Consider the following 11694-nt stretch of genomic DNA (forward strand, 5'->3'; position numbering starts at 1 on the left):
AATTGCAGGCCTTGGCACTCGCGTGTGGCGCTCACACGTTCAGATTCATCCAGACCGCTTTCGGCTCGGTGAAGTTCTCCAGCGCAGCCGTGCCATGTTCGCGGCCGAAGCCGGAATCGCGCACGCCGCCCCACGGCAGCCGCACGTCGGTGTAGCCATAGGTGTTGATCCAGACCGTGCCGGCGTTCGCCTTCCTGGCGAAGCGCTGCACGCGTCCGATGTCGCGGCTCCAGACGCCGGCCGCAAGGCTGTAGGCCGTGCCGTTGGCGATCCGCAGCGCGTCCGCTTCATCCTTGAACTTGATCACGCTGACCACAGGGCCGAAGATTTCTTCCTGCGAGATCCGCATCTCGTGTTTGACGTTGGCAAACACGGCGGGGCTGATGAAGTAGCCGCGGTCGCCGACGCGCTCGCCGCCCGTCGTCAGCAAGGCGCCTTCCTTCTGCCCGATATCGACATAATCGAGAATGCTCTTCATCTGCTTCTCGGAGATGACCGGACCCATCGCCGTGGCGCGGTCGGCGGGATCGCCGATGCGGATTGACTGGGCGCGCTGCGTCAGCCGCTCGACCACTTCGTCGTAGACCTTCTCATGGGCGAGCACGCGCGAGCCGGCGGAGCAGACCTGTCCGGCATTGAAGAAGATTCCCGATGCCGCCGCCTTGCTGGCCGCCTCGATATCCGCGTCGTCGAAGATGACGTTGGCGGACTTGCCGCCGAGCTCGAGCGACACGCGCTTGAAGTTGCCGGCGGCGGCGCGCAGGATGCCGCGGCCGACGCCCGGCGATCCCGTGAACGTCACCTTGTCGACATCGGGATGATTGACCAGCGCGTCGCCGACGACCCGGCCCGGGCCGGTGACGATGTTGAGCACGCCGGGCGGCAGGCCTGCTTCGAGCGCCAGCTCACCGATCCGCAACGCCGAGAGCGATGTCAGTTCGGCGGGCTTCATCACGATGGTGCAGCCGCAGGCCAGTGCAGGCGCCAGTTTCCACATCCCGATCATCAGCGGGAAATTCCAGGGAACGATGGCCGCGACCACGCCGACCGGCTCGCGCACGGTGTAGGTCAGCGCGTCATCCCGGGTCGAGACCACCTCGCCGCTGATCTTGTCGGCCCAACCCGCATAATAGGTCAGCGTATCGATGGCGGCGGGGAGGTCCTGCCGCAGCACGCCGGCGATCGGCTTGCCGGCGTCGAGACTTTCCAGCGCTGCGATTTCGTCCGCGTGCTCCTTCATCAGGTCGACGAGCCGGAACAGGATCTGGCCGCGCTCGGAGGCGCGCATACTGCGCCACGGCCCCTCAAAGGCACGACGGGCTGCGGTAACCGCGCGATCGACGTCGATCTCGTTGCCCTCCGCGACGGTCGCGATGACTTGTTCGGTGGCCGGATTGAGGGTTTTGAACGTGCGCCCGGAGACGGATGGGACGTGCTGGCCGTCGATCAGCAGGAGGCGCGGCTTGGCCGAGGGAACGGCGGGGAGCGGTACACGGGCATAGTCATATGCAATCGACATCATATTTCCTCCGTTTGTTGTCCTCAAATTTAGGAGGTTATTTCCAGCGGTAAATATGATATCGTCTGCCTATGGCTCGCAAAGATATGCATCCAATTTCATAGGTTGCCGCCAATGCACCACATTGAGATCGAAACCGTATGGCGCTTTCACAAGGAAGGCAGTCCGCAGACCGCGGTGGTGATGCTCGGCGTTCTCAACGAGATCCGGAAGACCGGAAAACTCACCAGTGCGGCGAAGCACGCCCAGCTCTCCTATCGGCACGTCTGGAATCTGGTCGAGCAGTGGTCCGAATTCTTCGGCGTGCCGCTGGTCGAGACCCATCGCGGCAAGGGCACGGTGTTGACCGCCTTCGGCGAAAAACTGGTCTGGGCCGGCGAGCGCATGCAGGCCCGTCTCGGTCCGCAGCTTGAAAATCTCGCGCAGGAACTCGCCACCGAGATCAAGCCCTTCCTGCATCAGCGTCCGTCGGTCATCCGGGTCCACGCCAGCCACGGTTTCGCGGTTTCCAAGCTGCGCGAGTTGCTCGACCGCGAGCCCGGCATCGGCGTCGATCTGCGCTATGTCAGCAATCAGAATTCGCTGGTGTCGCTGGCGCAGGGTGCCTGCGATCTCTCTGGCGTGCATCTGCCGCGCGGCGAATTACGCGCGCAGGGCGTCAAGGCTTGCAAGGAATGGCTCGATCCGCGCGAGGACCGCGTGATCAGTTTCGTGACGCGTGAGATGGGGCTGATGGTCAAGCGCGGCAACCCGCTGGAGATCAGCTCTCTCAAGGATGTCGTCGATCGCAAGGCGCGCTTCGTCAACCGCGACCATGATTCCGGCACCCGCCTGCTGTTCGACCAACTGCTGGCGCTGCACCGGATCGACGAGGCCAGGATCAACGGCGCGCAGCAGATGGAATTCACCCACGCTGCGGTCGCCGCTTACGTCGCCAGCGGCATGGCGGATGTCAGCTTCGGCGTCGAGGCCGCTGCCCGGCAGTTCGGGCTCGATTTCATCCGGTTGCTGACGGAAGACTATTTCTTCGTCTGCAAGCGTGCGTTTCTGGAGACCGAGCCGATGCGGCGCGTTCTCGACATCATGAAGGGCCGCGAGTTCCAGGAGGGGGTGGCAAGCCTGCCCGGTTACGTCGCAACCAGCACCGGAACGGTCAATACCGTAAAGGCGTTTCTGGAGAGTGTGGGGTCGAACGCCACCTGATGTTCTGCCGGGCCGCCGTTCACATCGTCAGCGTTTCGACTCCGGCGCTTCCGCGGTGGTACGATTGCATCCGCTCTTGGCGTCAGGTGAGGTTTCGATGACAAACGGACAGGATCTGAGCGCGCATGTCGCGCTGGTGACGGGCGCATCTCGCGGCATTGGTGCTGCGATCGCATGGGTGCTGGCCGAGGCCGGCGCCGCGGTCGCGGTCAATTTTCGCGAACGGGCAGGGGATGCGGAGGCTGTCGTTGCAAAAATCAAGGCCAACGGCGGTCACGCCATCGCGGTGGCGGCGGATGTCTCGCAGGCCGCGGCCGTTGCCAAAATGGTCGAGCAGATCAGCGCCGCGCTCGGCCCGGTCGATATCCTCGTCAACAATGCCGGCATGGCGATCGTGCGCGGCGTCGACGATCTCACCGAGGATGATTTCGACCGCACCATCGCGGTGAACCTGAAATCGGCGTTCCTGTGCACGCAGGCCGTTCTGCCTGGCATGCGGGCGCGCAAATGGGGCCGGATCGTCAATATCTCGTCGGGCGCGGCGCGCGGCGCCGGCGCCATCGGCGTGCACTACAATGCGTCCAAGGCCGGCATGGAGGGGCTCACGCGGGGCTATGCGGCGCGGCTGGTCAAGGAAGGCATCACCGTCAACGCGGTGGCGCCGTCACTGATCGCAACTGACATGATGGGCGGCCGGACCGATCTCGCGCGCAACATCCCGCTCGGCCGCATGGGACAGGCCGAGGAAGTGGCGCAAGCCGTCGCCATGGTGCTCGGCAACAGCTACATGACCGGACAGACCATCGTCCTCAACGGCGGCATGGCGTTCATCTGACAAGCGCGTTCGGGCTCAATTGTCAGGCCCGGCCGGATCTTGCCAGCCGGCCGTGTGCCCGACGGCAAATGCAGGAGATAAGCCCGTGGGTCTCGCTCCCGAAATCGCGGTGTCGCGATGGTTCAACACCAGCGAGCCGCTGAGTTTGTCCGGACTGCGGGGCCGGCCGGTACTTCTGCATGCGTTTCAAATGCTGTGTCCCGGATGCGTCGCGCACGGAACGCCGCAAACGCAGCGCGCCTTCGACCTGTTCAAAAATTCGGACCTTGAGGTCATCGGGCTGCACACGGTGTTTGAACATCACGCCGCCATGACGCCGGTGTCGCTGCAGGCGTTCATTCATGAGTATCGGCTGACCTTTCCGATTGGCGTCGATGAAGCTGCGGACGGCACGCCGATACCGGTCACCATGGGGCGATATGGAATGCAGGGAACGCCGACCAGCATTCTGATCGGACGCGCCGGCAACATCGTGCATCATGGTTTCGGGCAGCAAAGCGACATGACGCTTGGCGCAATCATAGCGGCGGAGCTTGCCGCTACGAACGGCTGACCGCAGCGGGGAATCCTGCCGTGCCCTCGACTCCCGTGCGGGGAGAGGGCAAGAAGCGGTTCCCTCCATCCGACAGGACCTCTCATTCATGGATGCCATCTTTCGTGTTGACGGCAAGCATGTCGTCACCAGCCCCTTTGCCGCGGGACCGTGGGACCCGAGCATGCAGCATGGCTCGCCGCCGGCGGCGCTGGCGGTGTGGGCGGCGGAGCGGATTCCTGTGCCGGTCGCGATGCGGGTCGCGCGGGTGACGGTCGATCTGATGCGTCCCGTGCCGGTGGCGCCGCTGACGATCGAGAGCGAAGTCTTGCGCGAGGGGCGCAAGATCCAGCTTTGCGCTGTCAGGCTACTGGCCGGCGGCATTGTCGTGGTCGGCGCGACCGTGCTGAAGATCAAGGTGCAGGACCACGAATTGCCGCCGGAGGCCGCCATCCTGCCGGTCGAACTCCCGGGCCCCGATCAATCGCGGGTCGAGCCTGCGGATTTTTCCTCAAGTCCCTTCGTCACCGGCATGTCGCTGCGCGCCGCCCGCGGCCGGTTCGGCTCGCCCGGGCCCGGCGCGATCTGGTATCGCGTCGATAGGCCGATCGTCGATGGCTCGCCGGTTTCACAAGCGATGCGGGCGATGGCGGCGGCGGATTTCTGCAACGGCACCTCGGCGGTGCTGGATTTTCGCGAATGGACCTTTCTCAACGCTGATCTCACCGTGAATTTTTCGCGCGAGCCGGTCGGCGACTGGATATTGCTCGATGCCGAGTCCTGGATCGGCCCCGATGGCGCGGGCCTCGCAATGGCGCGGCTTGGCGATGAGCGCGGCTATTTCGGCCGCGCCATCCAGAGTCTCGTCATCGAGAAGCGCTGAGCGCAGACATCAGGCGTGATGAGGCCGCGACACTGACATCGCGGCTTCCCGGTCATTCGAGATCGACCGGCTGGAAGCGCCCGGCTTCATCGAGCGCCGTGCCCCAGATCTTGTGCGATGCCTGATGGTCGGAGCGGGCAAAGGACAGCGACACCCCGAGACCGAGGTCGAGGTTGCGCGTGCTCTCCAGCGCATCGACGAGCTTTTCAGTGTCGAGCTGCGCCCCGGTGCGCTTGAGCGCGTCGATCAAGATGTTCGCCGCGACAAAACCTTCCAGCGACGCGTAGTCCGGCGCCTCGCCGGGGAAATACCTGGCGAGCGCGTTCCTGTATTCGAGCACCGCACTCGAATGGCCGGAGACCGCCGGCACGACCTGCGTCACGAGGATACCCGTCGTGTAGCGTGGCCCCAGCAGCTTCAGCTCTTCGGCGAGCGACGAGCCGCCGACGCCCGAAATGCTGGTGAAGATCATCTCGGGATACAGGTTGCGCGTCTTCTCGATGAATTTGGCGGCGGCCCGGTGGGAGGCGGACATGATGATCGCCCTGACCGGCACCTTTTGCAGTCGCAACAGGTTGATGGCCTCGTCGACCTCGATGGTGTTGCGCGGATAGTTGAGCCGCAGGAGGGCGCTGTCGCTGATACCGAGCGCGCGATACACCTTGGCGACGCCGGCAAAGCCTGCATCGCCGAGATCGTCCTGCTGGGCGAACACGGCGATCTGCCGGACCGGGATGCGGCGTATCTTCACCAGATAGCGCACCGCGGCGTCGGCTTCCTCGGCATAGCTCGGACGGTAGTTGAAGACATAGCGATCCGGAGGATCGCGGCGCACGACGTTGCCGCCGGTGTAAGCCCCGAAGAACAGCATCCGCCGCTCGAGCGCGTAAGCCACCGCGACCGCCGCGGTCGCGGTGCCGATGCTGCCGACGAGGCCGAAGATCTGGTCCTTCTCGTAGAGCTGTCTCACGGCCTGGAGCGTGCGCGCCGGCTCGTTGCCGTCATCGGCGGCGATGATCCGCAGCTTCCGTCCCGCGACGCCTCCGGCGTCGTTGGCCTGGTTGAAGGCGGTTTCGATGCCGAGCTTCATCTGGCGGCCACGCTCTCTCACCGGGCCGGTGAAGGCCGCCGTGATGCCGAACCGGATTTCGTTGTCGGATATGCCGCGGACCGCACTGACCGGATTTCCGAAGCTGACCGCAGGCGCCGGCGCCGCGGCAAAAGCCGGTGCGGCGGGGACTGCGGCGGCGGCCGGACCCGGCGCGGATGGGGCGAGCGACTGTTCGAGGTCGGCGAGCCGGCGATCGGCCTGCCCGCAATCCATCCTGCCCGACATCACCATGCCGCGGCCATCCGCAACGCTGCGATCGAACAGCTGCGCGAGATCGGAGCGCTGGGCTTCGTTGGACGCGGCATCCCGGATCACCGCGGCAAACTTCTCGATCACCGATTGGATGCGAGGCCGTGCAATATCGGGGCAAGCCAATCCCGAACCGATCACCGGCCCGACGCGGCCTGCAAGGTCGCGTACGAGCTCGATCCTGTCGCCGGGGGCCGCCTCCGCGGCTGTTATGAAAAAGGCACTAAGTAAAAACGAAGTCCAACGCAGATCCACCGAAATACGCACTACGCAACTCTTGAAATTTCCTGGGTTGAAATTTTTTTGATCGAATCTTTCTGGAATGCCGGCAAGCCGCGTCGAGGGCGCAATGATTGCCCTGACGACGCGGCTGCACGGGTAGCGTTTTGATCATTCGAGCTCGAGCGGCTGATAGCGTCCGCTCTCATCGAGCGCCGTGCCCCACACCTTGTTCGAGGCCTGGTGCTCGGAGCGGCCGAAGCTCAGCTGGGTCCCGAGGCCGAGGTCGAGATTACGCAAGTTTTCCAGCGTGTCGATCAGCCGCTCGGTGTCGACCTGCGGTCCGGCCCGCTTGATGCCCGCGATCAGGACGTTGGCGGCGACATAGCCCTCAAACGACACGTAGTCGGCCGCTTCGCCCGGGAAATATTTGGCGAGCGCGTTCTTGTATTCGAGCACGGCGGATGAATAGCCCGACACCGCCGGCACCACCTGTGTCACGATGATGCCATTGGTGTAACGCGGTCCCAACAGCTTCAGTTCTTCGGCCAGCGCGGTAGAGCCGACGAACGAGACGTTGGAATAGATCATGCCGGGATAAAGATCGCGGGTCTTCTCGATGAACCGCGCCGCGGCCCGGTAGGTCGCAACCATGACGACGGCCTTGACCGGCGGCTTCGCAAGCTTCAACTGGTTGATGGCATCGTCCACGTCGACGGTGTTTCGCGCATAGTTGAGGCGAAGAATGGAGCCATCGTTCACGCCCATCGAGCGGAACGCTTTTGCGACGCCCGCAAATCCGGAATCGCCGTAGGAGTCCTGCTGCGCAAAGACCGCGATCTGCCGGGGCTGCAGCCGGCGTATCTTGACGAGGTAACGAACGACCGCGTCGGTTTCCTGAACATAGCTGGCGCGATAGTTGAAGACGTAGCGGTCCGGCGGATCGTTGCGCAGGATGTTGGAGCCGGTGAAGGCCCCGAAGAACAGCATCCGGCGTTCGAGTGCATAAGGGATCGCCACCGCCGCGGTCGGCGTGCCGACATTGCCGACGATGCCGAACACCTGGTCCTTTTCATACAGCTGCTTCATCGCCTCGCCGGTGCGCGAGGGTTCGTAACCGTCATCGGCGGCGAACAGTTTCAGCATCCGGCCGTCGACGCCGCCGGCATCGTTGATCCGGTTGAAGGCGGTTTCGATTCCCAGTTTCATCTGGCGTCCCAGCTCGCGGGCCGAACCGGAGAAGGGGGCTGCGATGCCGAAGCGGATTTCCTTTTCGCCGATGCCGCGCGGCAGCGGTCCGGCCGGAACGTTGGCCGTCGGCGCGGTCGCGGCATTCGCGGCGGTCGCCGCGGCGGCAGACGACGGGCCGATGACGCTGGACAGGCTCGGTCCGGAAATCGACCGTTCGAGATCGGCAAGCTGACGGTCGGCCCGGATGCAATCGACCCGGCCCGAGGTCACGGCGGTGCGCCCTTCGGTCACGCTGCGATCGAACGTCTGGGCGAGATCGGAACGCTCCGCCTCGTTCGACGAAGCCTCCCGGATCACCTGTGAAAATTTGTCGACAATGGACTGGATGCGGGGACGCGGGATGTCGCGGCAAGCCTGTGCCGAGCCGATCACGGGGCCGACACGGCTGGCAAGGTCGCGCACGATCGTAATGTCGCCGGCGGCTTGCGCGCTGCCTGCGAGGCCGAGGAGCAGGGCTCCGACCAGCAAGGTGATCCGGTGCGAGGTCATGGCAAACTCCTTGAGAACAAGTCCGCAGCAGGTCGGTTCTCGGGCATTCTCAGCCCTCCGTCTGAATTTGAACTATGGGTTGGTGCGTTGTGGCGTGGCCGGATCCGGCTTCTCTTGCCACTGCATGAACTGCTGGAGCAACTGTCCCGACTGCTCGGACGACGCCGGAGCGCTTGGCGGGGTGGAGGCGAGAAGGGACTGGAATTCGTTGATCGCAGGCTTTTGCGCAGCCTCTCCGGATGGAGACAGCGCGTTCTTGATCGACTGTGCGAAGTTGGAGAGCGCGGACGTCGACGGCTCACCGTCGCTCTGCCGCGAGCCGGGCACGGCAACGACGAAGAACAGCGCCACCAGAGCCGCGACGCCGACGGCGGCGGCGAAGCGCGCCGCGATGGTCCACAATGCCTTCCTCGATTCCAGGCCGGGTTCGTGCATGATCTCGGGGTCGAGGGGATGGCGCAGCGCATCGGATACCGCGCTTTCGAGCTGGGAGTCGAACGACGTCGGAGCAAACGTCATCTCGGAGCTCGCACCGCGCATCGCCGACCGTTCACGTAGCGAGCGCGGCGCGTAGTACAGGGGATCACGGGGGTTGAGATGATCCTGCTCACTTACACTACTCATACGCTTACTCCTCGTGACACTTCGCGGATTACCCAGCGGATTTGTTGGTTGCGATAACGGCTGCGGACCTATCGGACAAGGGGTGAAGGCGATGGAACAGGCGCGCGGAACAAGCCACGTCCGCTCCCCAGGCGCCGCTAAATTTGGCTGGAAGATTTGAATCAAAGTGCAGGGCGCCGTCCCTGCGTCCGACGCCACCTGTCTGCGGGATCATGTCCCGCAACCACACCATCCCCACGGCTTCCACTGCCCTAGTCCCCTGTCCGGCAAATGTCCCGTCTGCCCGACGGAATGAGCTGCCAGACCCCTGAAGCCCGCCAGCACACACAAGTTTGTTGGAACCGCGCGAGGACTAATTTAGGTCGGAAACGTGACGAAAGTAAGTTGAGGTCTTGTTAACTACAACTCGCGAGCCCCTGTCCGTAAAAGCGTTTAATGCAATCGCCGCGGTGAGGGCAAGAATCAGCCACAAAAGCGCCGGAATTGCCGCAGGTTACACCGTTTTCCGCGGGCAGCCAGCGTTGTCGCATTAATTACTCGTTAACCAAGTTGGTCGATTGTTAACCATTCAATAAGAAAGACGAGTCGAAACATCATGGACGTCCGAGCTGATCCCACGCGTCAATTGGTCCGGCTGCGCGGCCGTTCCTATGTCGCGTTCGTATTCAGCCCCGTCGTGCCGATCGTGGAATGGCTCGCCGAGATCGACGCCACGCTGGCGCGCTCGCCCGGCTATTTCGTCGGCAAGCCGATCGTGCTCGATCTCGCATCCGTCGATCTCTCGAGCTCCGCCATCGCTCATCTCCTCGGCAGCCTCACCGAGCGCAGCATTCGCGTCCTCGGCATCGAGGGTGTGGACGAAGAGCGCCTTGGAGCGAACATGCCGCCGCTGCTGACCGGCGGCCGCGCCTGCGTGATCACGCGAAACGAGCCGGTGCAAAAGCCCGAGCCCGAAGCCAAGCCGAAGCCGACCTCGCTGTTGCTCGAATGCCCGGTGCGTTCGGGGCAGTCGATCGTCTTCATGGAGGGCGATGTCACGGTGCTGGGTTCTGTCGGGTCGGGTGCGGAGATCGTCGCCGGCGGATCGATCCATATCTACGGGACGCTGCGCGGCCGCGCGATGGCGGGCGTCAACGGCAACTCCAACGCGCGTATCTACTGCCAGAGGATCGAGGCGGAGCTGCTCGCCATCGACGGCTACTACCAGACGGCAGAAGAAATCGACATCGCGCTCCGCAACCGTCCGGCACAAGCCTGGCTGGAGGGCGACACAATGAAAATTACCCCGCTGAATTAACCGGCTAAGGAGATCACGTATGGCCAAGGTGCTGGTCGTTACCTCGGGCAAGGGAGGCGTTGGAAAGACCACCACGACGGCTGCGCTCGGCGCGGCGCTTGCGCAAAGCGGGCAAAGCGTCGTGGTGGTGGATTTCGACGTCGGCCTGCGCAACCTCGATCTGGTGATGGGTGCCGAACGCCGCGTGGTGTTCGACCTCATCAACGTGGTGCAGGGCGTAGCCAAGCTGCCGCAGGCCTTGATCCGCGACAAGCGGCTGGAAAGTCTCTGGCTGCTACCGGCCTCGCAAACGAGGGACAAGGACGCGCTCACCGACGAGGGCGTCGGCCGCGTCATCGACGAACTCAGGAGCCGGTTCGACTGGATCCTGTGCGACAGCCCGGCCGGCATCGAGCGCGGCGCGACGCTCGCCATGCGCTATGCCGACGAAGCCATCATCGTCACCAATCCCGAGGTCTCCTCGGTGCGCGATTCCGACCGCATTATCGGCATGCTCGATTCAAAGACCGTGAGGGCGGAGCGCGGCGAGCGGGTCGAGAAACACATTCTGATCACCCGCTACGATCCAGGGCGCGCGGCGCGCGGCGAGATGCTCAATATCGACGACATCCTGGAAATCCTGGCGACACCCTTGCTTGGCATCATCCCCGAGAGCCAGGATGTCCTGAAGGCGTCCAATGTCGGCACGCCGGTGACGCTCAACAATGCCGAGAGCGCGCCTGCCCGCGCCTATGTCGATGCCTCGCGCCGCCTGATGGGCGAGGAAGTCGCCATGACCGTCCCGGCCGAGCGCAAGGGCTTCATGAACCGGCTATTGGGACGGAGGGCTGCATGAGCATGAGGCTGCTGCGGCTGTTCGGCGGCCGCACCGCGACCGCCCCCGTTGCGCGGGAGCGGCTGCAGATTCTGCTGTCGCATGAGCGCGGACTGCTCGGTCAGTCCGACCTGCTCGTCACGCTGCGGGAGGAAATCCTCGCGGTGGTGTCGAAACACATACAGCTCGATCCCGACAAGGTGATGGTCAAGCTGGAGCGCGGCAAGTCCGTGTCGACGCTCGAGGTCGACATCGAAGTACCCAATAATTTCGACAACAAGGCTCTCGGCGAGAGGCGCATGGCCGGCTGACGCGGCGCATCGATAGACAATCGATTAGCCGCGGGTCGGATGCGACGACAATCCCGTCCGAGTCCGACCATGAAATCGCGGCGACCTTCGCTCCCGATGACCGGCGGCTGCCAGTGCGGCGCGATCCGCCACGAGATCACGTCGTTTCCGCTGTTGCTCTACACCTGCAATTGCACGGATTGTCAGCGCCAGACCGGCAGCGCGTTCGCGCGCGCAGCCGTGGGTACAGAAGGCGACGGGTGCGCAGTGTTTCGAGGCTCAGCCGAACGGTTGGGGAAGCCTGCTGCCCGGATGGCGTGCCCGCCGGATGATCCGCCAGATTGAACGGCCGCGCGACGCTTTGACCTACCTTCCGTT

General features: G+C 64.1%; 12 protein-coding genes. 8 read left to right on the forward strand and 4 right to left on the reverse strand.

What is annotated here, in order from left to right:
- Positions 1-31: 31 nt before the first annotated feature.
- Positions 32-1519 carry an aldehyde dehydrogenase family protein gene (locus tag V1283_RS41645; RefSeq protein WP_334392382.1) on the reverse strand — a complete coding sequence of 496 codons (1488 nt, stop codon included), beginning with the start codon at positions 1517-1519 and terminating at the stop codon, positions 32-34.
- Between the two features lie 114 nt (positions 1520-1633).
- Between V1283_RS41645 and V1283_RS41650 the strand changes: the two genes are divergently transcribed.
- The 4 genes from V1283_RS41650 to V1283_RS41665 all read left to right on the forward strand — a co-directional run bounded on the left by V1283_RS41650 (position 1634) and on the right by V1283_RS41665 (position 4972).
- Positions 1634-2722: a substrate-binding domain-containing protein gene (locus V1283_RS41650; protein ID WP_334392383.1), complete on the forward strand. Its 1089-nt coding sequence runs from the start codon at positions 1634-1636 to the stop codon at positions 2720-2722.
- A 97-nt stretch (positions 2723-2819) separates the two neighbouring features.
- The gene (locus V1283_RS41655; RefSeq protein WP_334392384.1) at positions 2820-3557 is read left to right on the forward strand and encodes an SDR family NAD(P)-dependent oxidoreductase; all 738 of its coding nucleotides are present in this window, start codon (positions 2820-2822) and stop codon (positions 3555-3557) included.
- Between the two features lie 85 nt (positions 3558-3642).
- Positions 3643-4110: a peroxiredoxin family protein gene (locus V1283_RS41660; protein ID WP_334392385.1), complete on the forward strand. Its 468-nt coding sequence runs from the start codon at positions 3643-3645 to the stop codon at positions 4108-4110.
- Between the two features lie 88 nt (positions 4111-4198).
- A complete protein-coding gene (locus V1283_RS41665) occupies positions 4199-4972 on the forward strand; it encodes a thioesterase family protein (RefSeq protein ID WP_334392386.1) in 774 nt (257 codons plus the stop codon).
- 52 nt (positions 4973-5024) lie between these two features.
- On the opposite strand, the gene V1283_RS41670 is transcribed toward V1283_RS41665, so the two are convergent.
- From V1283_RS41670 to V1283_RS41680, 3 genes are all read right to left on the reverse strand, one after another.
- Entirely contained in the window at positions 5025-6587 is a 1563-nt protein-coding gene (locus tag V1283_RS41670; protein WP_442895920.1) for an ABC transporter substrate-binding protein, read from the reverse strand.
- A 135-nt stretch (positions 6588-6722) separates the two neighbouring features.
- Positions 6723-8291 (reverse strand): ABC transporter substrate-binding protein, encoded by a 1569-nt coding sequence (locus V1283_RS41675; RefSeq protein WP_334392388.1) that lies wholly within the window; start codon positions 8289-8291, stop codon positions 6723-6725.
- Between the two features lie 72 nt (positions 8292-8363).
- Positions 8364-8915 (reverse strand): hypothetical protein, encoded by a 552-nt coding sequence (locus V1283_RS41680; protein WP_334392389.1) that lies wholly within the window; start codon positions 8913-8915, stop codon positions 8364-8366.
- Between the two features lie 595 nt (positions 8916-9510).
- On the opposite strand from V1283_RS41680, the gene minC reads away from it, so the two are divergent.
- From minC to V1283_RS44870, 4 genes are all read left to right on the forward strand, one after another.
- On the forward strand, positions 9511-10212 hold the full coding sequence (minC, locus tag V1283_RS41685) for a septum site-determining protein MinC (RefSeq protein ID WP_334392390.1): 702 nt from the start codon (positions 9511-9513) through the stop codon (positions 10210-10212).
- A 19-nt stretch (positions 10213-10231) separates the two neighbouring features.
- Complete coding sequence (minD, locus tag V1283_RS41690) at positions 10232-11047, forward strand: septum site-determining protein MinD (protein ID WP_334392392.1); 816 nt, start codon at positions 10232-10234, stop codon at positions 11045-11047.
- Positions 11044-11337: a cell division topological specificity factor MinE gene (gene minE, locus V1283_RS41695; protein WP_334392393.1), complete on the forward strand. Its 294-nt coding sequence runs from the start codon at positions 11044-11046 to the stop codon at positions 11335-11337. The genes minD and minE overlap by 4 nt, the downstream gene beginning before the upstream one ends.
- Positions 11338-11433: 96 nt before the next feature.
- Positions 11434-11661, forward strand: a complete 228-nt coding sequence (locus V1283_RS44870; protein WP_442895921.1) for a GFA family protein — start codon at positions 11434-11436, stop codon at positions 11659-11661.
- Positions 11662-11694: the final 33 nt, after the last annotated feature.

The sequence above is a fragment of the Bradyrhizobium sp. AZCC 2262 genome, from assembly GCF_036924535.1.
In the GTDB taxonomy this organism is placed as follows: domain Bacteria; phylum Pseudomonadota; class Alphaproteobacteria; order Rhizobiales; family Xanthobacteraceae; genus Bradyrhizobium.